The organism is uncultured Corynebacterium sp. (assembly GCF_937999985.1).
Lineage (GTDB): Bacteria > Actinomycetota > Actinomycetes > Mycobacteriales > Mycobacteriaceae > Corynebacterium.
Genome location: NZ_CALLDG010000052.1, coordinates 25,812 through 52,349, shown reverse-complemented (window position 1 = coordinate 52,349; position 26,538 = coordinate 25,812). Strand labels below are relative to the sequence as shown.

Annotated in this window: 22 protein-coding genes and 1 pseudogene; 13 read left to right on the top strand and 10 right to left on the bottom strand. The window is 63.2% G+C overall.

The annotated features are described in order from the left end of the window. Positions 1 to 24: 24 nt before the first annotated feature. Positions 25 to 1,128: a CaiB/BaiF CoA-transferase family protein gene (locus Q0331_RS02360; RefSeq protein WP_298074531.1), complete on the top strand. Its 1,104-nt coding sequence runs from the start codon at positions 25 to 27 to the stop codon at positions 1,126 to 1,128. Positions 1,129 to 1,233: 105 nt separating this feature from the next. Beyond that, positions 1,234 to 2,409: an FAD-binding oxidoreductase gene (locus tag Q0331_RS02355; RefSeq protein WP_298074529.1), complete on the top strand. Its 1,176-nt coding sequence runs from the start codon at positions 1,234 to 1,236 to the stop codon at positions 2,407 to 2,409. 5 nt (positions 2,410 to 2,414) lie between these two features. Here Q0331_RS02355 and Q0331_RS02350 read toward each other — a convergent pair whose 3' ends face one another. Further along, on the bottom strand, positions 2,415 to 3,341 hold the full coding sequence (locus Q0331_RS02350) for a carbon-nitrogen hydrolase family protein (RefSeq protein ID WP_034986714.1): 927 nt from the start codon (positions 3,339 to 3,341) through the stop codon (positions 2,415 to 2,417). 176 nt (positions 3,342 to 3,517) lie between these two features. Between Q0331_RS02350 and Q0331_RS02345 the strand changes: the two genes are divergently transcribed. Next, positions 3,518 to 3,844, top strand: a complete 327-nt coding sequence (locus Q0331_RS02345; protein ID WP_298074525.1) for a hypothetical protein — start codon at positions 3,518 to 3,520, stop codon at positions 3,842 to 3,844. Continuing rightward, on the top strand, positions 3,841 to 5,187 hold the full coding sequence (locus tag Q0331_RS02340) for an alpha/beta hydrolase (protein ID WP_298074523.1): 1,347 nt from the start codon (positions 3,841 to 3,843) through the stop codon (positions 5,185 to 5,187). Before Q0331_RS02345 ends, Q0331_RS02340 begins: the two co-directional genes overlap by 4 nt. Here the strand turns inward: Q0331_RS02340 and Q0331_RS02335 are convergent. After that, the gene (locus Q0331_RS02335; RefSeq protein WP_298074521.1) at positions 5,170 to 5,715 is read right to left on the bottom strand and encodes a methylated-DNA--[protein]-cysteine S-methyltransferase; all 546 of its coding nucleotides are present in this window, start codon (positions 5,713 to 5,715) and stop codon (positions 5,170 to 5,172) included. The genes Q0331_RS02340 and Q0331_RS02335 overlap by 18 nt on opposite strands. 156 nt (positions 5,716 to 5,871) lie before the next feature. Between Q0331_RS02335 and Q0331_RS02330 the strand changes: the two are divergent. Together Q0331_RS02330 and Q0331_RS02325 are read left to right on the top strand one after the other, a co-directional pair. Next, positions 5,872 to 6,338, top strand: a pseudogene (locus Q0331_RS02330) (alkane 1-monooxygenase); the annotation flags it as partial. A gap of 148 nt (positions 6,339 to 6,486) precedes the next feature. Then, a complete protein-coding gene (locus tag Q0331_RS02325) occupies positions 6,487 to 7,983 on the top strand; it encodes an amino acid permease (RefSeq protein WP_298074579.1) in 1,497 nt (498 codons plus the stop codon). Here Q0331_RS02325 and Q0331_RS02320 read toward each other — a convergent pair whose 3' ends face one another. Next, on the bottom strand, positions 7,984 to 8,406 hold the full coding sequence (locus tag Q0331_RS02320; protein WP_239316246.1) for a heat shock protein transcriptional repressor HspR: 423 nt from the start codon (positions 8,404 to 8,406) through the stop codon (positions 7,984 to 7,986). Beyond that, on the bottom strand, positions 8,406 to 9,629 hold the full coding sequence (dnaJ, locus tag Q0331_RS02315; RefSeq protein WP_298074519.1) for a molecular chaperone DnaJ: 1,224 nt from the start codon (positions 9,627 to 9,629) through the stop codon (positions 8,406 to 8,408). Before dnaJ ends, Q0331_RS02320 begins: the two co-directional genes overlap by 1 nt. A 216-nt stretch (positions 9,630 to 9,845) precedes the next feature. On the opposite strand from dnaJ, the gene Q0331_RS02310 reads away from it, so the two are divergent. Beyond that, on the top strand, positions 9,846 to 11,027 hold the full coding sequence (locus tag Q0331_RS02310; protein WP_298074517.1) for a hypothetical protein: 1,182 nt from the start codon (positions 9,846 to 9,848) through the stop codon (positions 11,025 to 11,027). 24 nt (positions 11,028 to 11,051) lie between these two features. Here the strand turns inward: Q0331_RS02310 and Q0331_RS02305 are convergent, their stop codons facing one another. From Q0331_RS02305 to dnaK, 4 genes are all read right to left on the bottom strand, one after another. Further along, complete coding sequence (locus Q0331_RS02305) at positions 11,052 to 12,329, bottom strand: HNH endonuclease signature motif containing protein (protein ID WP_298074515.1); 1,278 nt, start codon at positions 12,327 to 12,329, stop codon at positions 11,052 to 11,054. 282 nt (positions 12,330 to 12,611) lie between these two features. Beyond that, on the bottom strand, positions 12,612 to 13,049 hold the full coding sequence (locus tag Q0331_RS02300; RefSeq protein WP_367274950.1) for a DUF2871 domain-containing protein: 438 nt from the start codon (positions 13,047 to 13,049) through the stop codon (positions 12,612 to 12,614). 130 nt (positions 13,050 to 13,179) lie between these two features. Then, on the bottom strand, positions 13,180 to 13,806 hold the full coding sequence (gene grpE, locus Q0331_RS02295) for a nucleotide exchange factor GrpE (protein ID WP_111711743.1): 627 nt from the start codon (positions 13,804 to 13,806) through the stop codon (positions 13,180 to 13,182). Next, complete coding sequence (dnaK, locus tag Q0331_RS02290; RefSeq protein ID WP_298074503.1) at positions 13,806 to 15,671, bottom strand: molecular chaperone DnaK; 1,866 nt, start codon at positions 15,669 to 15,671, stop codon at positions 13,806 to 13,808. Before dnaK ends, grpE begins: the two co-directional genes overlap by 1 nt. A gap of 223 nt (positions 15,672 to 15,894) precedes the next feature. Between dnaK and Q0331_RS02285 the strand changes: the two genes are divergently transcribed. The 4 genes from Q0331_RS02285 to Q0331_RS02270 all read left to right on the top strand — a co-directional run bounded on the left by Q0331_RS02285 (position 15,895) and on the right by Q0331_RS02270 (position 23,139). After that, positions 15,895 to 16,848: an alpha/beta hydrolase fold domain-containing protein gene (locus Q0331_RS02285; RefSeq protein ID WP_298074501.1), complete on the top strand. Its 954-nt coding sequence runs from the start codon at positions 15,895 to 15,897 to the stop codon at positions 16,846 to 16,848. Positions 16,849 to 17,000: 152 nt separating this feature from the next. Beyond that, positions 17,001 to 20,639, top strand: coding sequence for a (Fe-S)-binding protein (locus Q0331_RS02280; protein WP_298074499.1), 3,639 nt, complete (start codon positions 17,001 to 17,003; stop codon positions 20,637 to 20,639). 320 nt (positions 20,640 to 20,959) lie between these two features. Then, complete coding sequence (locus Q0331_RS02275) at positions 20,960 to 21,802, top strand: hypothetical protein (protein WP_298074497.1); 843 nt, start codon at positions 20,960 to 20,962, stop codon at positions 21,800 to 21,802. Between the two features lie 92 nt (positions 21,803 to 21,894). Next, positions 21,895 to 23,139 carry a pyridoxal phosphate-dependent aminotransferase gene (locus Q0331_RS02270; protein ID WP_298074495.1) on the top strand — a complete coding sequence of 415 codons (1,245 nt, stop codon included), beginning with the start codon at positions 21,895 to 21,897 and terminating at the stop codon, positions 23,137 to 23,139. A gap of 40 nt (positions 23,140 to 23,179) precedes the next feature. On the opposite strand, the gene dcd is transcribed toward Q0331_RS02270, so the two are convergent. Further along, on the bottom strand, positions 23,180 to 23,746 hold the full coding sequence (gene dcd, locus Q0331_RS02265) for a dCTP deaminase (RefSeq protein ID WP_034984458.1): 567 nt from the start codon (positions 23,744 to 23,746) through the stop codon (positions 23,180 to 23,182). A 50-nt stretch (positions 23,747 to 23,796) separates the two neighbouring features. Beyond that, positions 23,797 to 25,158, bottom strand: a complete 1,362-nt coding sequence (locus Q0331_RS02260; RefSeq protein ID WP_298074492.1) for a UDP-glucose/GDP-mannose dehydrogenase family protein — start codon at positions 25,156 to 25,158, stop codon at positions 23,797 to 23,799. A gap of 492 nt (positions 25,159 to 25,650) precedes the next feature. On the opposite strand from Q0331_RS02260, the gene Q0331_RS02255 reads away from it, so the two are divergent. After that, positions 25,651 to 25,986, top strand: a complete 336-nt coding sequence (locus tag Q0331_RS02255; protein ID WP_298074490.1) for a hypothetical protein — start codon at positions 25,651 to 25,653, stop codon at positions 25,984 to 25,986. A gap of 54 nt (positions 25,987 to 26,040) precedes the next feature. Continuing rightward, positions 26,041 to 26,391: a hypothetical protein gene (locus Q0331_RS02250; RefSeq protein WP_298074488.1), complete on the top strand. Its 351-nt coding sequence runs from the start codon at positions 26,041 to 26,043 to the stop codon at positions 26,389 to 26,391. Positions 26,392 to 26,538 lie beyond the last annotated feature (147 nt).

The window sequence follows — 26,538 nt, the reverse complement described above, 5'->3', positions numbered from 1 at the left end:
CCTTCCCCAACCAGAAAGGAACCTATGGGCCCCCTCGAAGGCATCGTCGTGGCCGATTTCTCCCGCGTCCTCGCCGGCCCCTACGCGACCATGATGCTGGCGGACATGGGCGCGCAGGTCATCAAGATCGAGCGTCCGGGCGTCGGCGACGACACTCGCTCGTGGGCGCCGCCCGTTAACACGCAGGGCATGTCCACCTACTTCGCCGGCGTAAACCGCAACAAGAAGTCCGTGGAGATCGACCTCTCCACCGACGAGGGCCGCGAGCAGGCCCGCCGTATCGCCGCGGAAGCCGACATCCTGGTGGAGAACTTCCGCCCCGGCACGATGGAGCGCATGGGGCTGGACTATGAAACGCTCCGCCAGCACAACGAGGGCCTGGTCTACGCCTCCCTCTCCGGTTTTGGTTCCGGCAAGGGCGCGGACATCGGCGGCTACGACCTGATGGTGCAGGCCGTCGGTGGGCTCATGTCCATCAACGGCGAGGAGGGCCACCCCGTCAAGGTCGGCGTGGCGCTGGTGGATGTCCTCACCGGCCTGCACATGGGCATGGGCATCCTCGCCGCCCTGCATTCCCGCACCTCCACCGGCAAGGGCCAGCACATCGAAATCAACCTGCTGCACACCCTGCTGTCCTCCCTGGCCAACCAAGCCAGCGCGTTCGTCGGTGCGGGCGTCATCGGCAAGGCGATGGGCAACACTCACCCTTCCATCGCCCCCTACCAGGTCTTTAAGACCCAGGAGGGCGATCTCGCCATCGCCGCGGGCAACGACTCGCTGTACCACCGGACCTGTCGGGTGCTGGGGCTCGAGGAGCTTATTGATGACGCCCGGTTCGCCACCAACAGCGACCGTGTCGCTCACCGTGCCGAGTTGGCGGAGATCATCGAAGGTGCGTTGGCTAAGGCCGGCGCCCAGGAGTGGTTCCAGAAGCTACGCGCTGCCGGGGTTCCCGCTGGCCCGGTGAACAACATCAAGCAGGCCTTCGAGTTCGCAGAATCCTTAGGCCTGGATCCCATCGTCGAGGTCGAAGGCATGCGCAGCGTTCGCAACCCAATCAACTTCTCCGATACCCCAATCGAGTACCACACTGCCCCACAGCAGCTCGGCAATCCTGCTTTCCAATAGGGGAGTTCCAATTCACAGGTTCGGGTGCGACAATGAGGAGCAACCAACCGGCCCCTCACCCGGTTGCCTCAGCCCGCCCCTGTAGAACAAGGAGACTTCGAGTCCGTGGCACGCCACTCTTCGTCCGACGACTACACCTTCGCAGAGCTGCTCGCACTCGTCGAAGAACACCGCCACGACCTGGTCCAGCTCACCCGCGCAAAGCTGCACGCAATGGATCCCAAGCCCATGACCGTGCACTTCCCGCACGTCGCGGGCGCCGAGTACGCCAACCCCACCCCGGATTTCGCTCAGACGATGGAGCTGGACGAGGCCTACCTGGACCGCACCATCCGCTTCGTCCTGCGCGGCATCACCCCCGGCGGTGAGTTCGCCACCGACCAAGCCGAGTTCTTGGTCGCTACCGGCAAGGATTTCCGAAAGTTCGGCGTGGGTTCTCAGCATTATGAGGCGCTAGAGTCCGCGTTGGTGGAGGCTGTTGGGGAGTATATGGGCGTCACAAAAAAGCTCAGCGACACAATCAACCTCGGATGTAGCTTGCTTGCCTACGGTGCGCTCGAGGACGAGGAAGCCGACGTGCCTGCGACCTCGGCCGCACAGGTGCTCGAGGTGCTTCATCCTTGTGACGCCATCGCCGTGATCCGCACGCAGATGGATCCGCCGTTGCCGTATTGGTCCGGCCAGCATGTGGAGGTCCGCACGCCGCATACTCCGCAGCTGTGGCGGGCGCTTTCCCCGGCGATTCCTTTTAACGAGGACGGTTTGGTGGAGTTTCACGTCCGCGCCGTCGGGCCGTTTTCTCGCGCGATCGTGGAGGGCTCCCAGCCCGGCGAGCAGTGGGTGGTAGCCAATCCATATGGCGACCTGCAGATTTCCGGCGAGAAGCCGGTGGTGATGGTGGCCGGGTCCACGGGTCTGGCGCCGGTGCGGGCTATCCTGCTGGACCTCATCCAGTCAGAGGAGCGCCCGCCGATGGTGCAGCTGTTCTTCGGCGCGCAGAACCCTGATGAGCTTTACGAGTGGCAGGGTCTGGTGGGCTTCGAGGATGCCTTCGATTGGCTGGATTTGTACCTGGTGGTGCAGGAGGATGCGCCCGCCCCGGAGAACTTCGAGGCTTACACGGCGCGCGGCCTGGTGGGGGATGTGGCCGCCGAGCGCGGTTCGTGGCGCGATGCCGAGGTGCTGATCACGGGTGGACCGGAGATGAAGCGCCACACCGTGGAGGCTTTCCTCCGCGCTGGTGCGAACCGCGAGCAGCTGCGTTTCGACGTGCCTAACTAATTCAGCTACTTCAGCTGCTGAGCTTCCTCCACGTCACCGACCAGATCGACCCCCACGCCGAGCTCACGGTCGGTGTGGTGGCCTTCCAGTACGGGCAGGTTCTTGCGAACCTTGTCCACGTAGTTCGGGTCGATGTCGATGGTCAGCACCTGGGCGGCGTAGCCGGTCTCCGCCAGCCGGGCGCCGTTCGGGCCGATCGCCACGGAGTGGCCGATGCCGGTGGGGCCATCCGCAGTACCGTAGCGCTCCGGAGAGCCCGGGCGTGCCATGCCCGCAGCGATTAGGTAGCTGGCGGAATCCAGCGCGCGGGCCGCGGTGAGTTCGCGCCACTGCTCCAGCTTGCCTGGACCATCAGCCCAGCTGGAGGGCACAACCATCACCTTTGCGCCCGCCGCTGCCATCGCCACGAAGTGGCCAGGGAAGCGGATGTCGTAGCAGGTGGCCAGCCCCACTCCCACGCCACCGACGTCGATAACCACCCGGCGCTTACCCGGCTTGACGGTATCGGACTCGCGGTAGCCGAAGGCATCGTAGGTGTGGATCTTGTCGTAGTGCGTCACGTAGTCCGGTCCGGCAACCAGCAGGGTGTTGTTCACGCGGCGGAACTGGTTGGCCTCCGGGGAGTCGCTGGGCTGCTCCTCCACCAGCTGCCCGCTCGGGGTGCGGTAGACCGTATCGGCCGGGGTGAACATGCCGACAACGGCGGTGGTGCCGTGCTTCTTGGCCGTGTCGATAATCGCCTGGGCGAAGGGCCCATCCAGCGGTTGGGCGACGGTATCCAGCCGCCCGCTATCGAAGGGGAACATGGCCGCCTCGGGGAAGACGACCAGGTCGGCACCATTTGCCGCACCGGACGCGATGTACTTCAGGATGCGAGCCAGGTTGGCTTCCACGTTCGGTTCGGCTTTCATCTGGATGACAGCGATACGCATACAGTCCACCCTAGCGACATTGCCGACATCGCGCCCCCTTTTGGCAGCGCCGCGATGGCCGCCCTGTGGATAAAGCTGAGTTATCCACAGCCCCGAAAAATTTTTCTTTTTTGACGCCCCTAGCCTCCCTACACTCACTCCCAGAAAGCAGGTCGCGATCTCCAGGGGGTAAGCACGTGAACTATTCGACGATGGGATTTTTGGACTATTTGGACACGATGGCGCTGGATACAGCAGCAGTCCACGGGCGCTGCGAGGTGATTAACGAGGACGGAGTGCAGTGCGCCTCGGCGGGCTATTCGGTGGCCAACGCTTCCGCACCGGACATTCCGGGCGGAGCCACCACGCGGGCCATCGCCACAGCCGCCGACAGGCTCCACGCGGCCTTCACGGGGTTCGGCCGCCAACTGTCGAACATGAGCCGCACCATCGGCGTGTACGCCGAGAATGTAACCGTCGCCGACACCGACGGCTCGGATGCCTTTGCGGGGGCCGGCCGATGATCGCCACACCAACTACCAGCACAGTCACCGTAGACGCCCTCAAGGCCGCAAACGTAGAGGCCCTGCGCTCCGCCGCCGACCTCTTCACCCGCAATGGCGACAAGACATCCCGCCACGCTGCGAACGCCCGGGAGCAGGCCAAGTGGGGCGCGGACTGGTCCGGGCAGGCCGCGGACGCCGCCGGCCACGCCACCGATTCCGCCGCGAACCAACTGGATACCGCCGGTTTCAGCAGCAGCACCATCGGCCAGCTGGCGGGCACCCACGCCGACGTGCTGGGCCCCACCCGGTCGGTAGTGCGCACGACCGTGGGGTTGGCCCGCGGGGCATTAATGTCGGTGCACCAGGACGGGGAGGTCTCCGCCCGTCACCTGGCCTTCATACCCGGCATCGGTGAGGCCGCGCAGAACCTGGCGCTGGTGCTGACCAATGTTCTGCGCGGGGCTCTCCAGCTGGCGAGTGTGCTGGATCGGGTGTCCGGCACCGCAGTCTCCGCGATCAGTGGCACGGTCGCGCCACCCCGAAGTGATGCTGGGGTCGGTGAGGTCGAGGGGGCGTCATCAATAAAGGGGCCCCAGAACTTGCCTCCAGTACAGAGGGTGGATACGCCGCATGGTCCGGTGGTGACGGTGGGTGATGTCGAGAGCGCCGACGAGGTGATTACGCTGGTCAGCGGCGTGGGGTCGAGTAATGCGGACGCGCTTGTACGCACCGAGGCGTGGGCTCGGGCGACGGCTGCGGATGCGGCGGTGCACGGCAGGAACGTGGCGGTGGTGGCGTGGCATGGCTACTCGGCTCCGGGGGATCTGCCCGGCGCGATCTCCCAGGCGCCGGCGAAGGAGGGCGCCACCGCGCTGCGGGAGCATCAGCGCCAGCTGCGTGAGCGAAACCCTGACGCAAAACTGCAGGTGGTGGGCTATAGCTACGGTTCGGTCGTGGTCGGGGAGGCCGCGGCGAAAGGCAGCGAGGGGCTCACCGCCGACGAGGTGCGTTTCTGGGGCAGCCCCGGCGTACACGCACAGCATGCCGAGGATCTGAAGCTGATTGCACCGCCGGATGGGTCGCCGGATGAGCACAGTAGCCACGGCCAGGTCATCAACGAGCACGTGCCCGGCGACATGATCCGACTCACCACTACCCCAGGGTTTGGAGTGCACGGCAAGGACCCCGCGTCGCCAGACTTTGCCCCTGACTCTGCCACCCCAGACTCCGCCACCCCTGACTCCGGCAGCTGGAGCAGCTACGGCTGGAGCCGAATCCTGGACCTCTACCTCATGAGCCGCGGGGAGACCGACGCCCACAGTTCCTACATGTGGTCCCCGGAGCTAAATGCGCGATATTAGCGCGCGCTCCATCTCCAGCAGCGCCCGCTTGGTCTCCGCGCCACCCCGGTACTCGCCGAGGCTCCCGTCGCTGCGGATCACCCGGTGGCACGGGTACAGGATCGGCAGCGGGTTACGCGCGCACGCCGAGGCTGCGGCGCGCACGGCACGCGGATTGCCCGCCAGAGCCGCCAGCTGGGCATACGTAATGGTCTCCCCGTACGGGATCTGCGCCAGGGCCTCCGTCGCCCGGCGCCGGAAGGGAGTTGTCAAGCCACTGAAGTCCACGGGCACGGTGAACTCCCGCCGCTCCCCCGCGAAGTACTCCCCCAGCTGCCTTGCGGCCTCCTCTATATGCTCTTCTGCCGCATGCCGCCCCGCTACATGCCGCCCCGCTACATGCCGACTCGCCGCATCTTCCGCCAGCTCATCCACCGCACCCCAATTTTCCCCAGCGAAACCTATGCCTCGTATGCCCTGTTCGGTAGCGAGTACATGCAGGCTGTTCACCCCGCACAGGTCCTGCCCCACGTCCGCGGAAAATGTCATGCCTCGCCGAGTATCTTGCATGACTACATTCCTACCCTTCCCGAAAATCGTCCGTAGTCCACAGCCAAGAACTTAGTTGATGCCTCAACTATGTTCTCGTGCACTGGCACCATGAAAGCCTTCGGATTCCTCAGCTTCGACCACACCGACTCCACCGACCCCCGAGGCGCCGACATCGCCCGCGAGCACTTCCTGCGCCACCTAGCCGCCATCCGCGGAGTAGGCATGGCCACCGCCCCCTCGGCAAAGAAGCAATACCCGCACATATACCAGCCCGGCGCCTCCATCCCCGTACTCCCGCATTTCCCCAACCTAGACCGCCGAGCGGGCGGGGCAGGCGGGCGTCAACCTCATGAGCTCCACCCTCCTCACCGAGAGCAACGGTGACAGCTTCGGTGACCTGCAGGCGCAGCAGCTCCGCCTTCGGCCGAACCTATATTGGTGAACCCGACAAGCTCGTCGAGGATCTTCTTAATGACGCCGCAGTGGCCGAGACCGACACGTTGATGCTCACTATCCCGAATCAGCTGGGCGTAGAGGCCAATGTTCGCCTACTGAAGAACTTCGCTACCCACGTCGCGCCTGCGCTGGGTTGGGAGCCGAGCACAGCCGAGCACAACTAGCGAGAGCTAACGCCGCAAAACCGCAGCAGGTTGGCCTAACCAACGGACACGTTGTACGGTACTAACCGTGAATATCTCTAATAATGGGGATACCCCATATACTCAGGAGACTGCCGAGGTTTATCACCCGCAGGCCTCCACCGCTGAAGTGCTGGTCAAGGACGACCCACGCACCGTCCGCATGGGCACGCTCGTCAGCCTGATCATCGGCTCCACCGTCGGCGCCGGCATTTTCGCGCTGCCGCAGAACATCGCGTCTGTCGCCTCGCCGGGTGCTGCACTGATCGGCTGGGGCATCACCGGCGTGGGCATGCTGTGCATCGCCTACGTCTTCCAGGCTCTAGCACTGCGTAAACCGCACCTGGACTCTGGCGTGTACTCTTACGTGCGCGCCGGCCTGGGTGACTTCGTCGGCTTCGCCTCCGCGTGGGGCTACTGGCTGGGCACCATCATCGCCCAGGTGGGCTACGCGACGCTGTTCTTCGGCTCCCTGAGCTTCTTCTTCCCCATTTTCGGCGGCGATCATCCGCTGGTGCAGTCGATCTGCGTATCAGCTCTCACCTGGGGAATCTTCCTGATTCTTTCCCGCGGCGTGCGCCAAGCGGCGATCATGAACGTCATCACCACAGTGGCGAAGATCCTGCCGATCCTGGCGTTCCTGGTGCTCGTGGCCTTCGTCGGCTTCAACACGGACGTGTTCACCTCCGACTTCTGGGGCCGCGCCGCCACCTTCGGTGAGAACCAGGACCAGGCGCTTTCCCTCGGCGACCAGGTTAAGGGCATGATGCTGTTCACCGTGTGGGCCTTCATCGGCGTGGAGGGCGCTTCCACCTACTCGAAGCGCGCACGCCACCGTAAGGATGTTTCCCTGGCCACCTTCCTGGGATTCGTCTCCGTGTTCTTCCTGCTCACCGCCGTGAGCTTCCTGTCCTTCGGCGTGGTCTCCCGCGAAGAGCTCGCCGCGATGGGCGATAACTCCATGGGCACCGTCCTGGAGCACGTCGTCGGCCCGTGGGGTGCTGGCCTGATCTCCGTCGGCCTGTGCATCTCCGTTCTGGGTGCCTACGTCTCCTGGCAGATGCTGTGTGCCGAACCGATCACCCTGATGGCTCAGGATGGGCTGCTACCGAAGGCCGTTGGACGCACCAACGACATGGGCGCCCCATACGTCTCGCAGTTCCTGTCCGCCGTGGTTATCCAGGCGTTCATCATCATCTTCTACCTGAACGAATCCACGTACACCACGATGGTGCAGCTGGCCACGTCCCTGTACCTGGTGCCCTACGTGTTCTCCAGCCTGTACCTGCTGTTCCTGGCCACCCGTGGCCACGGATTCAAGCACCCGGACGCCGGCTCGAAGTTCGACATCTCCGGCCCCGAGGTCAGCAAGAAAACCAATCGCGGGCACCTGCTCATCAGTGCCGTAGCTTTCGGTTACTCCCTGTGGCTGCTGTACGCCGCCGAGCTACAGTTCGTCCTGCTCGGCACGCTGCTGATCGTGCCCGGCCTGGTGGTCTACGTCGCCACCCGCATCAAGGCCGGCGGGCGCGTGTTCAACACCTTCGAGTGGATCATCAGTGCCCTCATCGTCGCCTCCGCCATCGGTGCTTTGTACCTGATCGTCACTGGCCAGATCAGCCTCTAGTTACCGCCGCTTCTGCCGGTCCCACAGAACCACAGAGGTAGAGCGCGGGACATGCACAATCTCGCCACGCGAGCGCCCGCCCGCGCCTGCACCCTCGCCCCGCTCCACGCGGGCCTGCATCTCCGCCAGGCGGCGGCGCAGTGCCGCGTTTTCTTCTTCCAGCTCGTCCAGCCGGTTCTGTTGGGCGATGATCGTCTTGATGCCTGCCAGGTTCACGCCCTCCTCGTGGGAGAGGCGCTGGATCTCCTGCAGCTGCTCAATATCCTCGCGCGAGTAGCGGCGGCCGCCGCCGCTGGTGCGTTGGGGCGTCACCAAACCCATGCGGTCATACGTGCGCAGCGTCTGGGCGTGCATTCCGGTAATCCGCGCAGCGACGGAGATCACGAAAACCTCGCGATCGCCGCCGTTCTTGCCGTTACTCATCAGTTACCCTCCCATCCTTCGCGGGGGTCGAATCCGGAGCGCTTTTCCTCTTCCGAATACTTGCGCAGCGCGCTCATCGCGCCCTCGTCCAAGTTCTTCGGCACGGCCACCTTCACAGTCACCAGCAGATCGCCGCTAGCGCCATTGCGCTTGTTCACACCGTGGCCACGCACGCGCAGCGTGGTGCCATCTTGCGTACCGGCGGGGATGCGCACCCGCACCTTGGAGGCCAGGGTCGGCACCGTCACCGCGCCGCCGAGCACCAGCTCGGGGTAGCTCACCGGCACGGTCAGTTTCAGGTCGTCGCCGTCGCGACTGAACACCTTGTCGGGCTTCACGTGCACCGTCACGAACAGGTCGCCAGCCGGCTTACCGCGCTGCCCCGCCGAGCCCTGTCCGGCCAGGCGCACCTTCTGCCCGTCGACCACGCCCGCAGGCACGCGCACGGTAATCGTGCGGGACTGAGTAGTCCGCCCCGTGCCGGAACAATCCGGGCACTTGTCCTTAATCACCGAGCCAGTGCCAGAACAGTCCGCGCATGGGCGGGAGAACCCAAAGGCCCCCCTGTTCTCGCTGACCATGCCGCTGCCGTTACAGGTAGCGCAGCTCTGCGGAGAAGTGCCCGCCTTAGCGCCGGAGCCGTGGCAGCTTTCGCACGGTTCGGGCTTGGTCAGGCGGATCGGCACGGTCACACCCTTGGTGGCCTCGCGGAATTCGAGGGTCAGCTCCGTCTCCACGTCCGCCCCGCGGCTGCGCTGAGTGCGGCGTCCAGCCCGGCCACCCCGGCCACCGAATCGGCTGCGGGAGGCGCCAGCGGTCGGATCGTCGCCGAAGAGTCCGCTGAAGACATCCCCGAATCCGCCACTGGTGGCGTCATTTCCAAAAAGATCAGAGACATTAAAGCCGCCGCCACCAAAGTTTGTGCCACCTGCGCCACCAAAGCCGCCAGCACCACCCGCACCGCCGAAGCTCGAGTAGGCTCCGCTAGCGAGCATCTGCTTCAGCTCGTCGTACTCCGCGCGCTTTTCCTTGTCCCCCACCACGCTGTACGCTTCGGAAGCCTTCTTGAACCGCTCCTCCGCCGCCGTATCGCCCGGGTTCGCATCCGGATGATTCTCGCGGGCGATCTTGCGATAAGCTTTCTTGATCTCCTCTGCCGATGCGGTGGAGGACACGCCGAGGTCTTTGTAATAATCCTTCTCGGCCCATTCACTGTGCGCCATGTGTCGCTCCTTCCTTATTGCGCTGTTCACGCGGGGTGTTAATACTCAACCTTGAGTCTACCGCGCTGAACTTTTGTTATCTAATCTTCTTTAACGACGCCCCCACGTATTTATTCCCTCCCCACATCACTTCGGGCCTTGCAGCGTTCATTACCGGAGACTTGCAGCAGCCTTTGCCGAAGACTTGCCAGCCCGAAACTAGCTAGGGTGGGGGTCATGGCACCTAAGAAGCGCAACTGGTTGAGTCGGATCTTCGGCTCGCACGATGCATCACACGACACCCCACACAGAACCTCGCCTGCACCCAATTCGCCAGCAAACCCCAGCGCACCGCTTGCAGAGCCCGGCCCGCAGGACCCGCCGGTGCCGCTACCTCGCCTGGACCTGCACCAATCGACGGCGCTGATCCGGCAGATTGTGCGGACGCTCAACAGCCTGGGCTACGGCGCAACCCCCACGCCCGAGGTCGTGTACTACAGCAAGCCCGAACACATTCAGAAGCCGCTGAGCTACCCAGGCCCCACGCCCGGCCCCTATGGCGGGCAGCTCCCCGCGCCAGACTATGGCGAGGGGTCGCAACTGGGGCTCGAGAACATCACGAAGCAGTGCGCCAATGCCGAGGATTTCGGTCGGGATATGCCTGTGCTGGTAGAGCATTTCGTCAATAGTCTGCTCGGGCCGGCTGCCAGCTCGGAGCGGGATTTACTTTCGCTTCCGGATGCGGAGTTTTACTCCCGTTTGCGGGCGCGCCTAATGGCGATCGATCTTCTGCCGGAGCAGTCGCGGGCGGATGCACTAGAGTTCAACCCGGATTCGCCAATTCGACCCTATTCGGATGACCTGTGCATCAACCTGGTTCTGGATACACCAAATTCCGTTTTGGCGCTGAGCCCAGGTTCGCTGAACAATCGCGGTCCGATTGAGGACTTGTTCCGGATTGGCTACCGCAACCTGTGGCAGGAGCTGATCGATTCCGGCTTGGATGTGCAGCCTGTTCGAGCGAGCGAAGACCGCCCCAACGAGCGCTTCTGGGCGATCGAAAGCGGCTCTTACTATGCGGGATCAGTGCCCCTGCTCATGAACGAGATCCTCGAGCGCTACCTGCCGCAGATCGATCCCAGCGAAGGACTTGTTTTTTCCACGCCGCATCGCCACATCACCCTAGTTCGAGAGATGGGCGAAGGCACCGACCTGCTGGGTTCCATCAAGATGATGGCGGCAGTGACCGCCCAGGAGTTCTCGCGGCAAGCGGGCGCGCTGAGCCCACGACTGATGTTTTCGCACATGGCTGAGATCACCACGTTCACCGACATCAAGGCGAAAGGTGACGGCAGGGCGGAGATTGACATCCAGCCCCCGGCCTACCTCATGGAGAGGATCAACCAGGGCAAGCGCTAGGACTGCGGCGCTAGAACGCTGTCGCTAGAACGGCGGCTCGTCTTCCAGGTTGCGCTTCTGCTTCCTTTGGTTGTGCTCCACCACCTTCCGCGCTCGCTTCACTGCTCGGTGCCGGAAGGTGATTCTTCCCAGCGGGCCGTTTGGCGTGGTGATCACCGTGTGGCCGTCTCCGAAGCTTGTCCAGGTTTCCTCCCCGTCGGGGTTGATTGTCACATCCCAGGCTCCCGTCGTTTTCGCATTGTGGTGTTTGGCGCAGAGGCAGTGGAGGTTTGAGGTGTCCGTCGGCCCGCCGTTCGAGCTGCTGCCCGGCCCGCCGTTCGAGCTGCCATGCACGAAGCGTTTGACGTGGTCTAGCTGGCATTTGTGCGCTGGGGTGTCGCAACCCGGGAAGCGGCAGGTACCATCCCGGCCTTCCACGCTCGCGCGGATGAGGGGCGTCGGGGTATAGCCGGCGGTAGCGGCCTTCCCCGGAGCCTGCAGGTGGGTCACCCGCTCCATCCACTCCTTCGTGGCCAGCGCGTTGAGCCAGCTGCCGGCCGCCCAAATCTGCGCCTCCGGAGCGTCCACCTGGCGGTACAGGTTGAGGTTCACCTCCGCGGTCGCACTCCCCCGCACCAGGCTCAAAAGCGCCCGCACCCTGGAACAATTCTGCTTGTTCCTCACGCTGTCGAGCGCCTGAATCAGCTCCAGCGCCTCCAGCTTCGGAAGGGTCAGGTAGAACTCGGTGTAGTCGGCCGGCCGGTCGTCGATAGCTAGCCGCGTTGCGGCGCCGAGGACGGCCAGGTCTTCGGTACTGACGCCCTCTACGTCCGAACCCGTGCCGTCTGCGCCATCGGTACCGTCTGCACCATCTGAGACTTCCGCACCGTCGCCCGCTGGCGAAGTCAGTTCGGCGGGATCGATTGGGCAGGCCAAAGGCTCGTGATCCATGACGATCTTCTTCAGGCGTTGGCGGATCGTGCTCTGCCCCAGCATCGCCTGGTTAGGCCGAATGGGCGAGAGTGCAGTGTAGACATCGGCTTCTACGGCGGAGATGTGGGCGTCGCTAACAGCAACAAGGCTATGAGCGACGATCCGCCACAGCTCGATAGAGTAAGCCCCGGTTTCCGCCAGCTCCACTAGCGATGGGAAGCGGCGGAAGGTAGTTCCGACGTCGACGAGCTGGATCACTCGGAACTCCGGGAGGCCCAGGCGGACACCCAGGCGGGTGGTCACGTCGGTGATGCATTCGTCGTCGCGAGGTGTGCACGCCAGGGCGAGGCGCGCGTGGTTGCGGTTGATGTCGCAGATTGCTGCGCTCATCGGGTCGGTGGGGTCGGTAACTTTCCAGAACGGCCCCTGTGGTTGGTCTTGCGGTTGGTTCTGCGGTGGGTCTTGCGGTGGTCTGTCGGGTGGTGTGGGCTGATCAAACATCATTCCCCTTCGATGATGGAGTCCCCAGTGCGGCGTGGCTCGTGTCCCGTGGTTTTCCGTACGCGATCAGCATAGAAAACGACCCGGACAACCCCTCCAAGAAAAACTTAAATAATCGAACACCTGTTCTAAACACCAGGCCTGAGCGACCTAGACCCCAGCCCCAACACTCTAGGAAGCGTCAGCCTGCGACTCCTTAATTGCACCCCCGAGCAACACCACAAACACCACCAGCCCCACGGTGATGCAGATGTGCCCCAAGCCAGCGATGCCCGAGATCATCGCATTGGATTCCTTGCCCAGCACAGTTAGGCTGCCGTGCCAGATCATCATTGCGACGGTGGTCAGGATGCCGGCGTTGTACAGCCAGTAGAACGCCAGGAAGGGCTTCCGATTTCGCGAAAGCCCGAAGAGCTTCTCCAGCGCCAGGAAAACCAAGAACATGATGAACCCGAGCGCGAGCAGGTGGGTATGCACCACGCTCAGCTGCGTAAAGCCCCCTTCTGGAAATTCGTTAACCCGCGTAAATTCGCGATAGAACACACCAGCAGCCAAACCCAAGGCGAGGTAGAAAACGGCGGCCCAGTACAAAGCCTTCATTGCCTTCATTTGCGCTCCTTAACTAGCTGTGCAGATCTTTCCACCACCCATTCTGCCCCTTTTCCCGACCGGCTCACCACACCCCACCACACAAAAAAGAGAGCTCCACAGCAAAAGCCGTGGAGCTCTCCGGATCTAACTACTGCGGATCACCAATGATGACCATCGCGTTGCGCAGCACGCGGTCGCCCAGGCGGTAGCCGCGGCGGAGGATGGTAGCCAGCACCTTGTCGTCGCCACTGCTCGTGTCCTGCACGGCCTCGTGGCAGTTCGGGTCGAACTCGTCGCCTTCCTCGCCGAACTTCTCCACCTTCATGGATGCCATCACAGACTGCAGCTTGTCCGACATGGACTTCAGCGGCCCGGTCAGGTCGCCGTGCTGCTCTGCCATCTCCAGGTCGTCTAGGATCGGCAGCAGCTCGGCGGCCACCTCGGCCTTCGCGCCGGTGATCACGCTTGCGCGGTCACGCTCCACGCGGCGGCGGTAGTTGGTGTACTCCGCCGTCACGCGCTGTAGGTCCTCGGTGCGTTCGGCCAGCTCGGCCTCGATGCTGTTGTCTACCTCGGCCGTCACCTCGGCAACTTCGGCTTCGTCGATATTGACGCCCTCAGCATCAGCCGCAGCGGCTTCAGCATCGGCCAGACCCTCGTCGACACCCTGCGCCTCAGCAGCTTCCGCGGCGGCAGCTTCGGCACTTTCGGCCGAGGTTGCCTCCGGGTCGGTGTTCTCCGGGGCGCCCGGGTCTTGATTCAGATCTTCAGCCATTACTTCTTATCATCCTCTGCGGAAGTGTCCTCGTCGACAACCTCGGCGTCCACAACGTTCGGGTCATCGTTTGCGGCGGAGCCTGCGTCCGCACCAGCACCAGCGCCCTCGGCGCCGGCGGCTGCCTCAGCCTCGTAGATGGCCTTGCCCATCTCCTGAGACTCAGCGTTCAGCTTCTCCACCGCATCCTTGATGGCCTCGATGTCGTCACCCTTCAAAGCCTCGTCAACAGCCTTGGCTGCTTCCTCGACCTTGTTCTGGGTGTCCTCGTTGACCTTCTCCTTGTTGTCCTCGACGAACTTGCGGGTCTGGTATGCCATGGACTCTGCGGAGTTGCGGACTTCCTGCTCCTCGCGGCGCTTCTTGTCCTCTTCCGCGTGGGTCTCGGCATCCTTGACCATGCGGTCGATCTCCTCCTGGGATAGGCCGGAGCCGTCCTGGATCTTGATCGTGTTCTCCTTGCCGGTGGCCTTGTCCTTTGCAGAGACGGAGACGATGCCGTTGGCGTCAATATCGAAGGTGACCTCGATCTGCGGAACGCCGCGCGGTGCCGGAGCGATGCCCGCCAGCTCGAAGGAGCCGAGCAGCTTGTTGTGCGCAGCCATCTCGCGCTCGCCCTGGAAGACCTGGATCTGCACGCTGGGCTGGCTGTCCTCAGCGGTGGTGAAGGTCTCGGAACGCTTGGTCGGGATGGTGGTGTTGCGCTCGATCAGCTTGGTCATCACGCCACCCTTGGTCTCGATACCCAGGGACAGCGGGGTGACGTCCAGCAGCAGCACGTCCTTAACCTCGCCGCGCAACACACCGGCCTGCAGGGCAGCACCCACGGCCACAACCTCGTCCGGGTTTACGCCCTTGTTGGGCTCCTTGCCGTTGGTCAGCTCGGTGACCAGCTCGGAGACAGCAACCATGCGGGTGGAGCCGCCGACCAGCACGACGTGGTCGATCTCGTCCACGCTGACTTCCGCGTCCTTCAGCACTGCCTGGAACGGGGTCTTGGTGCGGTCCAGCAGATCCTGGGTGATCTTCTGGAACTCGGTGCGGGTCAGGGTCTCGTCCAGGAACAGCGGGTTCTTATCCTCGTCCACCGTGATGTACGGCAGGTTGATGGAGGCCTGCTGGGAGCTGGACAGCTCGATCTTGGCCTTCTCCGCTGCCTCGCGCAGGCGCTGCAGGGCCATCTTGTCCTTGGTCAGGTCCACGCCGTGGCTTGCCTTGAACTTGTCGGCCAGCCAGTCGACGATGCGCTGATCCCAGTCGTCGCCGCCCAGCTCGTTGTCGCCGGCAGTTGCGCGAACCTCAACCACGCCGTCGCCGATCTCCAGCAGGGAGACGTCGAAGGTGCCGCCACCCAGGTCGAATACCAGGATGGTCTGCTCCTTGTCACCCTTCTCCAGGCCGTAAGCCAGGGCGGCTGCGGTCGGCTCGTTGACGATGCGCAGGACGTTCAGGCCGGCGATCTGGCCGGCATCCTTGGTTGCCTGGCGCTGTGCGTCGTTGAAGTAGGCGGGGACGGTAATGACTGCGTCGGTTACGTCCTCACCCAGGTAGCTCTCCGCGTCCCTCTTCAGCTTCTGCAGGGTGCGGGCGGAGATCTCCGGAGCGGTGTACTCCTTGTCGTCGATGGAGACCTTCCAGTCCGTGCCCATGTGGCGCTTGACGGAGCGGATGGTGCGATCCACGTTGGCTACCGCCTGGTTCTTGGCGGACTGGCCAACCAGCACCTCGCCGTTCTTGGCGAAAGCCACGATGGACGGGGTGGTACGGGATCCCTCGGAGTTGGCGATGACCTTTGCCTCGCCGCCTTCCAGAACAGACACCACAGAGTTGGTGGTGCCCAAGTCAATTCCTACTGCGCGTCCCATATCAGTTCCTCCTATTGCTTCTGGGGCGAATAAAATCTATCGAGCCTTAGTCGAGCGGACTCAACTTCGCCCGTCTCTGCCAACCAGTATCCGCGTTTTTCGCGTCTAGTCAAGCTGACTTGAGTTTAACCCACTCAACTTGCTCACATCCCCTACAACTCATACCTGCTCAAAGTTGTTCCCACTTCGCTCAACTTTTTTTAAAAAAGCTAGAATTGTGCCCATGTCTTTCCTCAAACGCCTGGTTGGCCGTTCTTCCGGAACGGGTAATGACGCCACCTCCTCCACCCCTCCCGCCCCAGCCGAACCGCCACATTCCCTGCGCCAACACTTTGCCGTCAGTGAACGGACGGAGGGCGATTCCAGCGAATTCACGGTCTACTCGGTGGCCCCCATGGAGTTTGGAGGCGCGGGCGACACGGGAAATTACGACCCGCACACCACAGCAATTAAGGAGCTCTCCCCCGCACAGGCGGCAACGAAGGCCGTGCTGTACGTACTGCCCGGCGGGTTTGTGAACCCGATCAAGCAACGCAACTGGGACTTCGTCGCCCAGCTGGCGGACGCGGGCGTGCGGGTGGACATCCCCCTCTACGGCCTACTGCCCGAACACAACCACACGGAGGCGCTGCCGCTTATCCGCCACTGCTATGAGCAGCTGGTGGCGGAACATGGTGCCAAAAACATCACCATTATTGGGGATTCAGCGGGCGGTGGGCTGGCATTGTCTGCCCTCGCCGCTACCCCCGAGCACACCCAACAGCTGGAACCGCCAGCGCGCCTCATCCTGAATGCCCCGTGGCTGGACATGGACCTAGCCAACCCGCACATCCCTGAGTTCGAGCCGAAAGATGCAATTCTCAACCCCGTGCAGCTGCGCCGCCAGGGCGCACTGTGGGCGGGCGAGGTCTCCACGGAGGACCCGCGGGTGAGCCCGCTGCACCTCACTGCCGACCAGCTCCGGGCAGCTTTCAGAGGATCCGAGGTCGTGCTTTACTGTGGCGACCGCGATATTTCACTGCCAGACGTGGAGGAGTGGGCGTCAACAATAAAGGAACAAGGACTCACCGCTACCCTCAACGTCGCGCGTGGTGAGCAACACATGTACCACCTCGGTAACACCCGCGCAGGTAAGGCTGCGCGACGCGAGCAGATCGGGATCGCCAGCCGCATTTAAACAACACAAATGTTGCCTATTTCGGCAGGTCAACACCAGCTCCACCCCAGGTCAACCCGGATTTAGAAAAGTTCAAAAATAGCCCCACTCCCTGCTAATCTGCCCCAGTAAGTAATTACTTCATACATAACTGGACTTGCGAGGAGCTTCACATGTACCTGCTGGCAGCAGGGCAGGCGACGTCATCCGATATCCCCTGGGGCATCACCGTCCCACTGGGCATCATTGGCGCACTGCTATCCCTCCCCGCCTGGGTGTTCTTCATCCGCGGCGCGGCGCAGATCTTTACCACGATCCGACTGGGCCAACCGGCGCTGAAGAGGACAGATAACCCCGCTGGCCGACTGATGAACCTGATCAAGGAGATCATCGGTCACACCAAGATGGCCAAGAAGCCAGGCGTGGCAATCGCCCACTGGCTCGTCATGGTCGGCTTCCTGCTGGGAGCCATGGTGTGGTTCGAGGCCTACATTCAGATCTTCAACCCCGAAGGCGGCTGGCCCATCATCGGTGACTGGGCCGTTTACCACTTCGTGGACGAGCTGCTGGGCCTGGGCACCGTCATCGGTATTATCACGCTGATCATCATTCGCCAGAAGATCGGCGACAAGGACAAGAAGGCCCGCTTCTACGGCTCCAACTCCGGCGCGGCTTACTTCGTTGAGGCCGTCGTGCTGATCGAGGGCCTGGGCATGATATTCGTGAAGGCATCCAAGATCGCCACCTTCGCCAGCTACGAGGGCGGCCACGCGGCCACCGACTTCTTCACCATGCAGCTGGCCAAGATCCTGCCGGAATCCCCGCTGCTGGTCTCCATCTTCGCGCTGATCAAGCTGCTGTCCGGCATGATCTGGCTGTTCATCGTCGGCATGAACATCAAGTGGGGCGTTGCCTGGCACCGCTTCATGGCGTTCTTCAACATCTTCCTGAAGCGCAACGCCGACGGCCGCAACGCACTAGGTGCAGCGAAGCCGCTGACCTCCGGTGGCCGCATGCTGACCATGGAAAACGCAGACCCGGAGGAAGACTCGATCGGCGTTGGCAAGATCGACGACTTCACCTGGAAGGGCTGGATGGACTTCACCTCGTGTACCGAGTGTGGCCGCTGCCAGGAGCAGTGCCCGGCTTGGAACACCGCGAAGCCGCTGAGCCCGAAGCTGCTGATCACCAACCTGCGTGACCACGCCATCGAGTCCGCGCCGTACCTGAAGGCCGCCCGTAAGGACGAGGCCCACGCAGGTGGCATGTTCTCCGGCGACGGTGCCGACACTGCCGTTCTGGACGATCCTTCTGTTGACGCCCACGCGGACATGCCGTTGCTGCAGCTGGTCGCTGCGGGCGAGATGGGCGTTATCGACCCCGACGTTCTGTGGTCTTGCACCAACTGTGGTGCCTGTGTGGAGCAGTGCCCGGTGGACATCGAGCACATCGACCACATCGTCGACATGCGCCGTTACCAGGTGCTGGTTGAGTCTGACTTCCCGACCGAGCTGGGTGGCCTGTTCAAGAACCTGGAGACCAAGGGCAACCCGTGGGGCCAGAACAACAACAAGCGCTCCGACTGGATTGAGAAGGCCAAGGAAGACGGCATCGAGGTGCCGGTCTTCGGCGAAGACATCGAGAACTTCGACGACACCGAGTACCTGTTCTGGGTTGGCTGTGCTGGCGTGTACGACGACAACGCGGTGAAGACCACCCGCGCTGTTGCCGACCTGCTGTACACCGCTGGCGTGAAGTACGCCGTGCTGGGCGAGGGCGAGGGCTGTACTGGTGACTCCGCCCGCCGTGCCGGTAACGAGTTCCTCTTCCAGATGCTGGCAGAGCAAAACATCGAGATCCTGGACAACGCCTTCGAGGGCGTGCCACCGAAGCAGCGCAAGATCGTTGTGACCTGTGCGCACTGCTTCAACACCCTGCGCAACGAGTACCCGGAGCTGGGCGGTAACTACCAGGTAGTCCACCACACCCAGCTGCTGAACAAGCTGATCCGCGAGGGGCGCCTGGAGCCGGTATCTGCACCGCAGAACGGCCGTCAAGTCACCTACCACGATCCTTGCTTCCTGGGCCGCCACAACAAGGTCTTCGAAGCTCCCCGTGAGCTGATCGGCGCTTCCGGCGCCAACCTGGTGGAGATGGAGCGTAACCGCAATACCGGCTTCTGCTGTGGTGCCGGTGGTGCCCGCATGTGGATGGAAGAGGATCTGGGCGAGCGCATCAACCTGAACCGTACGGACGAAGCTCTGGCCACCGGCTCGGACGCCATCGCCATCGGCTGCCCGTTCTGTAAGACTATGATGACCGACGGTGTGAACAACCGTCAGGCCGACATCGAAAACAAGCAGGACCGCACCCAGGTTCTGGATATCGCCCAAATGTTCCGCGAGTCCGTCCTGGTCGACGGCGAGCTGCCTGCACCGAAGTCTCCGGAGTTCCTGGTTGCGCCTGAGCGTGGCTGGGTAGACGAGGAGAAGCTGGCCCGCGAGGAAGCCGAGCGCAAGGCCGAGGAGGAAGCCAAGAAGAAGGCTGCCGAGGAAAAGAAGCGCAAGGCTGAAGAGGCCAAGAAGAAGAAGGAAGCTGCCGCCGCTGGCGGCGCGGCTGCTGCTGGCGGCGCTGCCGCGGCGGGTGCTGCTGCGGCTGCCCCGAGTGCTCCGGCTGCGCCTTCCGCACCTTCCGCTGGCGCTCCTGCTGCACCATCTGCTCCGTCGGCACCTTCCGCACCTTCCGCTGGCGCTCCGGCTGCCCCGGGTGCTCCGGCAGCTCCGGGTGCTCCTGCTACTCCTGCCGCACCGAAGTCTGAAGGCACTCAGGAAGCGCCGAAGGCTGGCGGCGCACCTGCAGCCCCGGGTGCTCCAGCAGCCCCGGGCGCACCTGCTGCTCCGTCGGCACCTTCCGCTGGTGCCCCGGCTGCCCCGGGTGCTCCTGCAGCTCCGGGTGCTCCGGCTGCTCCGGGTGCACCTGCTGCACCAAAGTCTGAAGACACTCAGGAAGCACCGAAGGCTGGCGGCGCACCTGCAGCTCCGGGTGCTCCGGCTGCTGAGTCCAACAAGTCTGCAGAGGCTCCGAAGGCTGAGCAGGCCGCTCCGGCGGCACCGGCTGCACAGCCGGCTCAGGATGGTGGCCCGATCAAGCTGAACGCCACTGCTCCGGGTGCCCCGGGCGCTCCGGGTGCTCCTGCCGCCCCGGCCGCAGCTCCGGCTGCCGCCGCTGGTGCAGGTGCCGCTGCAGCTGGCGCTGGCGCCGCTGCCGCCGCAGCTTCCGACGACTCGGACCAGGCAGAGGCACAGGAAGCCGCACCGGCAGAGACTGAGACTGAGTCCGCTGAGGCTCCGCAGGCCGCTCCGGCAGCTCCAACCGCACCGGCCGCACCGGCAGAGCAGGCAGCCCCGGCGGCTCAGCCCGCACAGGATGGCGGTCCGATCAAGCTGACAGCTACCACTCCGGGTGCACCGGGTGCACCGGCTCCTGCAGCCCCGGCAGCTCCGGCAGCAGCGGCTGCAGCTGCTGCCCCGGCAGCTCCGGCAAAGGATCAGCAGGCTGAGGCTCCGGCCGAAGCACCTGCTGAGGAAGAGGCTCCCGCCGAGGAGACACAGACCGAAGTTGAGCAGACTGAGGCCAAGCAGGCTGAAGCTGAACAGGCCAAAGAGACCCCGGCAGAGGAAGCTCCGGCTCAGCCAGCACAACCGGCACAGCCGGCACAGCCGGCACAGCCAACCAACGATGGTGGTCCGATTAAGCTGACCAACATCGTCCCCGGCGCTCCGGGTGCTCCCGGCGCACCAGGTGCACAGTAAAGGCGATTAGCTCGCACGCTGATTAGCGGCGGCGGGTCCAGCTGAACGCTGGATCTGCCGCCGCTATTGCTTTCGCCGCCAGCGCGATGTCCCAAATCTTCCATTTTCGACGTTTTTCACTGAAATGACGGAACCGTCAAAACTCTTTGACCTGCACACATGGAATAGTTATAAAAACAGCGTGGAAGATTTGGGACATCCGCCCGCCAGTCAATCCCGGGGCTGGGAATGTACCCGTGGCGCGCAATATCCTAGAATGAAATCTCATAGAAAGAGCCCGCGCACACAAGCCTCACGCCCACAGATAGAGGTAGGTTTCCATGACTGACGCTGATTCGAACGACAAGAACAACCCCCTCAACTCGGGGAAGTCCGTCAGCGACGCTGAAGAAACCTCCGTGATGAAAGCTGTCAGCGACTCTGACCTGAACGCTGGTGGCGCGGCGGCCGGTAGCGCGACCGGTAGCACGGCTGCTGGTGGCATGGCAGCTGGCGAAGCCTCGGGCGCGGCCGGTAACTCCGCCAACACGGAGAACCCCAAGGCTCCGGACGCCCCAGAGGACCCGGAAAACCCCGACGAGCTGGAAGAAGAAAAGCCGAAGTCCGGCCTCCGAAAGTTCTTCGGAATCATGCCCTTCTGGGCTTGGGTGCTCACCCTGGGGCTGATCGCCACCATCATCGTCGCCGTCGGCGCCTTCACCGCCATGCGCTCCACGGAAACCGGCGCCCCCGGAAGCTCTAGCAACACTGAGCAGCTGAAGCCCTCGTACCCGAAGCCCACCACCACCGGAAAGTACGATGCCGACGATACGCCGCCGACCCCAGACGCAGGTTCCGGCTACGGTGGCGGCTACCAGGATTATTACGCGCCTCAGCAGCCCGTGCAGCCAGAAGAAGAAACCCCCACCGAGTCCGAATCCGAATCCGAAAGCTCCGAGCCGTCTAGCAGCACGAAGCCCTCTCGCCCGCCACGCGAAAACGAGCCTCGCCCCAGCCACCCCAACCGTGGCACCCCTCGCCCCGGCGGCATCGGCGGAGACGCCGGCGGCAACCCCTCCCCCGGCACCGGAAACAACGGAAACGGCAACGGCAATGGCGCTGGCAACGGCCCTGACAATGGCGCCACGGATCCCGACGACAACGCCGACCCGGACGACGACTAGTCCACCCGACAGCCACACCTCGGCCGGTCGAACCGCGAGGGGGCGTCAATAAAAACTATAAAAATAGTAGCCACAATGGCACAATGGGGAGAATGAGTACCCCCAAACGCCCAAGCGAACTGCGCACGCTGGATCAATCGACGAAGCTGCAAAACGTCCTCTACGAAATTCGCGGCCCGGTGAACACCGAGGCGGAGCGGATGGAGGCCGACGGGCACCGCATCCTGAAGCTCAACACGGGCAACCCCGCGGTATTCGGCTTCGAGGCGCCGGATGTGATCATGCGCGACATGATCGCCGCGCTGCCGACGGCGCAGGGCTACTCCACGTCGAAGGGCATCATCAGCGCCCGCCGCGCGATCGTCTCCCGCTACGAGGTCATCCCGGGCTTCCCCCAGTTCGACGTCGAGGATGTCTACCTGGGCAATGGTGTATCCGAGCTGATCACCATGACGATGCAGGCGCTGCTCAACGACGGTGACGAGGTGCTGATCCCCTCCCCGGACTACCCGCTGTGGACCGCCTCCACCTCCCTGGCCGGCGGCCGCCCCGTGCACTACCTGTGCGACGAGGAAAACGACTGGATGCCCTCCATCGAGGACATCAAGGCGAAGGTCACGGAGCGCACGAAGGCCATCGTGGTTATCAACCCGAATAACCCGACGGGCGCGGTGTACTCTCGCGAGATCCTGCAGCAGATCGTGGACGTCGCGCGCGAGCACTCCCTGCTGATCCTGGCCGACGAGATCTACGACAAGATTCTGTACGACGGCGCTCAGCACATCAACATTGCTTCCCTGTGCCCGGACCTGCTGTGCATCACCTACAACGGCCTGTCGAAGGCGTACCGCGTGGCGGGCTACCGTTCCGGCTGGATGGTGATTACCGGCCCGAAGGGGCACGCAAAGGGCTTCATCGAGGGCGTGAATGTGCTGGCTGGTACGCGCCTGTGCCCGAATGTGCCGGCGCAGCATGCGATCCAGGTGGCTATTTCTGGCCGCCAGTCCATCGACGATCTGGTGCTGCCTGGTGGGCGCCTGCTGGAGCAGCGCAACGCCGCTTACGAGGCACTGAACGAGATCCCGGGCGTAAGCTGTGTGAAGCCGATGGGTGCGCTGTATGCCTTCCCGCGCCTGGATCCGAATGTGCACGAGATTCACGATGACGAGCAGTTCATGTTCGACCTTCTGCGTTCGGAGAAGATCCACCTGGTGCAGGGCACGGGCTTTAACTGGCCGACCCCGGACCACTTCCGCGTGGTCACTCTGCCGTGGGCCCGGGATCTGCGCGCCGCGATCGAGCGCTTGGGTAACTTCCTGGCTAGCTACCGGCAGTAGCTGTTGCTGTTTTTCTTGGCGACGCCACCTCGCGCCCCAGCTAGTTCTGGAAGTTCAGGTAGGCCTTGGAGGGGGTCGGGCCGCGCTGCCCCTGGTACTTGGACCCCAGGGCGCCGCTGCCGTAGGGGGCTTCCGCCGGGCTGGTCATGGTGAATAGTGCCAGCTGGCCGATCTTCATGCCCGGGTAGAGGGCGATGGGCAGGTTGGCGGTGTTGGAAAGTTCCAGGGTGATGTGCCCGGTGAAGCCCGGGTCGATGAACCCGGCCGTGGAGTGCGTGAGCAGGCCCAGGCGACCCAGGGAGGACTTGCCCTCTAGGCGGCCGGCCAGGTGGGCGGGAATCCCAAAGCATTCCAGGGTCGCGCCCAAGACGAACTCGCCGGGGTGCAGGATGAAGGCCTCGTCGTCAGGGACTTCCACCAGGGTGGTGAGTTCCTCCTGCGGCTGCTTCGGGTCGATGTGCGTGTACTTGGAGTTATTGAACACGCGGAACAGGCCGTCGAGGCGCACGTCGATGCTGGATGGCTGAACCATCTGATCGTCGTGGGGGTCGATCGTCAGCTCACCGGAGTTGATGGCGGCGCGGATGTCTCGGTCTGAAAGCAACACGCTCTATAGCCTAGCGGGTGTGGCGCTGTGCGCAGCCAGCTAGCCGTGTACTAGCCCCGCCCCAGCGCCAGGAAGTTCCAGCCCGCGGCTTCCCATTCCTTGCGCGGTAGGCAGTTGCGGCCGTCCAGCACGGTGGGGTTGTCCCCGGCCACGAGCTTGCGGGCGGCTACCGGGTCGAGCTCCTGGAACTGCTTCCACTCGGTTGCCACGATCACGATCTCCGCGCCTTCGAGTGCTTCCTCTACGTTCGGCGCGTAGGTCAGCGTGGGGAAGATCTTCGCGGCGTTTTCCATACCCTGCGGGTCGTACACGGTGACGTTCGCACCGCTCAGGGACAGCGAACCGGCCACCGACAAAGCCGGGGAATCGCGCACATCGTCGCTGTTGGGTTTGAAGGCCGCGCCGAGGACCGTCACGTTCCGGCCGATCAGGGAGCCGCCCAGCGTCTGCCGTGCCAGCTCTACTGTCTTCTCGCGGCGGCGCATGTTGATGGCGTCCACCTCACGAAGGAACGTCAAGGCCTGATCCGCGCCGAGCTCACCTGCGCGCGCCATAAACGCGCGAATATCCTTCGGCAGGCAACCGCCGCCGAAGCCCAGGCCGGCGCCGAGGAACTTGCGCCCGATGCGGTCGTCCATGCCAATCGCGTCGGCGAGTGCGGTGACGTCCGCGCCGACGATCTCGCACAGCTCGGAGACCGCGTTGATGAAGGAGATTTTGGTAGCCAGGAAGGCGTTCGCGGAGACCTTGACCAGCTCCGCGGTCGGCAGGTCCATGACCAGGAAGGGCGTGCCTTCCTCGAGTGCGGGGGCGTAGATTTCGCGGGCGAGCTCCTCTACCCGCTGCTGCTCGGCGCGGTCGTCGCTGTTGGAGCTATCGCCGCCGAGGCCGAGGACGATGCGGTCGGGGTGCAGCGTGTCTTTCACCGCGTGGCCTTCGCGCAGGAACTCGGGGTTCCACGCGATGGTGATTCGGGCATCGTTTGGGGACGCCGCCACGATCTCATCCGCCTTCTGCTGCAGCTCGTGCGCAGTGCCGACCGGGACGGTGGACTTGCCAAAGATGGTGTGATTGCCCTTGGCTAGTGGGGCGAGCGTTTCGATGACAGCATTTACATAGGTGGTGTCCGCGGCATAGGAGCCCTTGCGCTGCGGGGTGCCCACGCCAATGAAGTGCACGTCGGCGAACTCGGCGGCTTCGGCGTAGTCGGTGGTGAAGCGCAGGCGGCCGGCTTCGATGTTGCGGGTGAGGATCTCCGGCAGGCCGGGCTCGAAGAAGGGGACGCGCCCTTCGGAGAGAGCTTGGATTTTATCCGGGTCGACATCGACTCCGAGTACGTCGTGGCCCATTTCGGCCATGCAGGCGGCGTGGGTTGCGCCAAGGTATCCGGTTCCAAACACTGTCATACGCATAGCAGGCAAATTTACAATTGCTAGGTAAACGGGAAGTGACCTTCAGGTGATCTTGTTCGCAGCGTTTGGTTAACGGCGATTGAGATCCACGCACCACAACCTGAGTACACAATGTGTAAAAACTCATTTTTAGGGAAGCTCATGATCGCAGGATTGCCACCAAGCACCCCCTTATGGGTGGCTTGCGAAATAAGCAAGGCGACACGCCGAGGTGTGATAGATATATGCATATACCTGGGTAAATGTGGGTGAGCTGACAACAATTTCAGTACCTAACCCCTGCATGACTCAAATCACATGGAAAGTTAGCCTCCGACTTCCCACTGAATCAAAATTCCTGTTAGAGTGTCTCTTTGTTAGGGCTTGCCAGCATTTCTACAGCTTCGTGGCCAGATTCTCTTATGAAAGAGTGGGCGGCATCCAAGAAGCCAAGAGAAGCTTGAGTGTAGTCCTTGACTTCGAACCACTCACACTTACAGAAAGGCATTTCACATGCGTAAGTTCCGTAACGCAGCTCTGGCTGTTGCTACCGCTACCACCGTTGCCATCTCCGGCGTTTCCGTTGCTGCTGCTGAGGAGGGCACCACCCCGGGCTCCTCCCAGCAGCAGGGCGGCCTGAAGGGCAGCCTGGAGCTGGACAAGTCCGCTTCTGGCGACCAGATCCGCAACTGGCTGGACCCGAAGTACAAGGAAGAAGACAAGGGTGACTTCGGCATGTGGGCCAAGCTCCTGGTTGGCGGCGGCATCGCTGCTGCAGCCGCTGCCGTGTTCGGCCTGGTCGTTGCTCCGGCCTACAACTTCCTGAAGTACAACGGCTTCCTGGGCTAATCCAGAGCTGCAATTCTCTTTCATCACACGATTTCAAGGAAAAGGATTTCTAACATGAAGAACTTCCGCAAGGCCGCTCTGGCCATCGCCACCGCTTCCACCGTTGCTCTGGGCGGCACCGCTGTTGCTTCCGCTCAGGATGCAGAGATCAACTGCGAGAATGCTAACAGCGACACCCAGGTCAACCTGTCCGGCCCGTGCAAGGATAAGAACGCCATCCCGAAGATCCTGGACAGCGACCAGGAGATCACTGGTAAGGACGCTCTGGGCAGCACCCAGGGTACCGAGCAGCCTGGCTGGCTCGTGCTGACCAAGGTTCTGTCTTACGGCGCTATTGCTGGCGCTATCGCTGGCCTGGGCATCGCTATCGGCAACTACCTGAAGAACCAGGGCATCATCATCTAAGACCTGTTAGAGCTTTAAGCTCCAGGCTTTGATAGCCGATCAAGGGGCGGGAACGAAGGTTCGTTCCCGCCCCTTTTTGCATGCGCAAACGATGCTTGGTTTTCACGTGCTTCCTACGCTGAATTGAGGGGAGAGGCAATAGAGCCT

Bases quoted from the DNA above. Each gene is read 5' to 3' on its own strand.
- Q0331_RS02360 (WP_298074531.1), top strand. From the start codon at position 25: ATGGGCCCCCTCGAAGGCATCGTCGTGGCCGATTTCTCCCGCGTCCTC.
- Q0331_RS02350 (WP_034986714.1), bottom strand. From the start codon at position 3,341: ATGCGTATCGCTGTCATCCAGATGAAAGCCGAACCGAACGTGGAAGCC.
- Q0331_RS02340 (WP_298074523.1), top strand. From the start codon at position 3,841: ATGATCGCCACACCAACTACCAGCACAGTCACCGTAGACGCCCTCAAG.
- Q0331_RS02335 (WP_298074521.1), bottom strand. From the start codon at position 5,715: ATGACATTTTCCGCGGACGTGGGGCAGGACCTGTGCGGGGTGAACAGC.
- Q0331_RS02320 (WP_239316246.1), bottom strand. From the start codon at position 8,406: ATGAGTAACGGCAAGAACGGCGGCGATCGCGAGGTTTTCGTGATCTCC.
- dnaJ (WP_298074519.1), bottom strand. From the start codon at position 9,629: ATGGCGCACAGTGAATGGGCCGAGAAGGATTATTACAAAGACCTCGGC.
- Q0331_RS02310 (WP_298074517.1), top strand. From the start codon at position 9,846: ATGGCACCTAAGAAGCGCAACTGGTTGAGTCGGATCTTCGGCTCGCAC.
- Q0331_RS02305 (WP_298074515.1), bottom strand. From the start codon at position 12,329: ATGAGCGCAGCAATCTGCGACATCAACCGCAACCACGCGCGCCTCGCC.
- Q0331_RS02300 (WP_367274950.1), bottom strand. From the start codon at position 13,049: ATGAAGGCAATGAAGGCTTTGTACTGGGCCGCCGTTTTCTACCTCGCC.
- grpE (WP_111711743.1), bottom strand. From the start codon at position 13,806: ATGGCTGAAGATCTGAATCAAGACCCGGGCGCCCCGGAGAACACCGAC.
- dnaK (WP_298074503.1), bottom strand. From the start codon at position 15,671: ATGGGACGCGCAGTAGGAATTGACTTGGGCACCACCAACTCTGTGGTG.
- Q0331_RS02285 (WP_298074501.1), top strand. From the start codon at position 15,895: ATGTCTTTCCTCAAACGCCTGGTTGGCCGTTCTTCCGGAACGGGTAAT.
- Q0331_RS02280 (WP_298074499.1), top strand. From the start codon at position 17,001: ATGTACCTGCTGGCAGCAGGGCAGGCGACGTCATCCGATATCCCCTGG.
- Q0331_RS02275 (WP_298074497.1), top strand. From the start codon at position 20,960: ATGACTGACGCTGATTCGAACGACAAGAACAACCCCCTCAACTCGGGG.
- Q0331_RS02270 (WP_298074495.1), top strand. From the start codon at position 21,895: ATGAGTACCCCCAAACGCCCAAGCGAACTGCGCACGCTGGATCAATCG.
- Q0331_RS02260 (WP_298074492.1), bottom strand. From the start codon at position 25,158: ATGCGTATGACAGTGTTTGGAACCGGATACCTTGGCGCAACCCACGCC.
- Q0331_RS02255 (WP_298074490.1), top strand. From the start codon at position 25,651: ATGCGTAAGTTCCGTAACGCAGCTCTGGCTGTTGCTACCGCTACCACC.
- Q0331_RS02250 (WP_298074488.1), top strand. From the start codon at position 26,041: ATGAAGAACTTCCGCAAGGCCGCTCTGGCCATCGCCACCGCTTCCACC.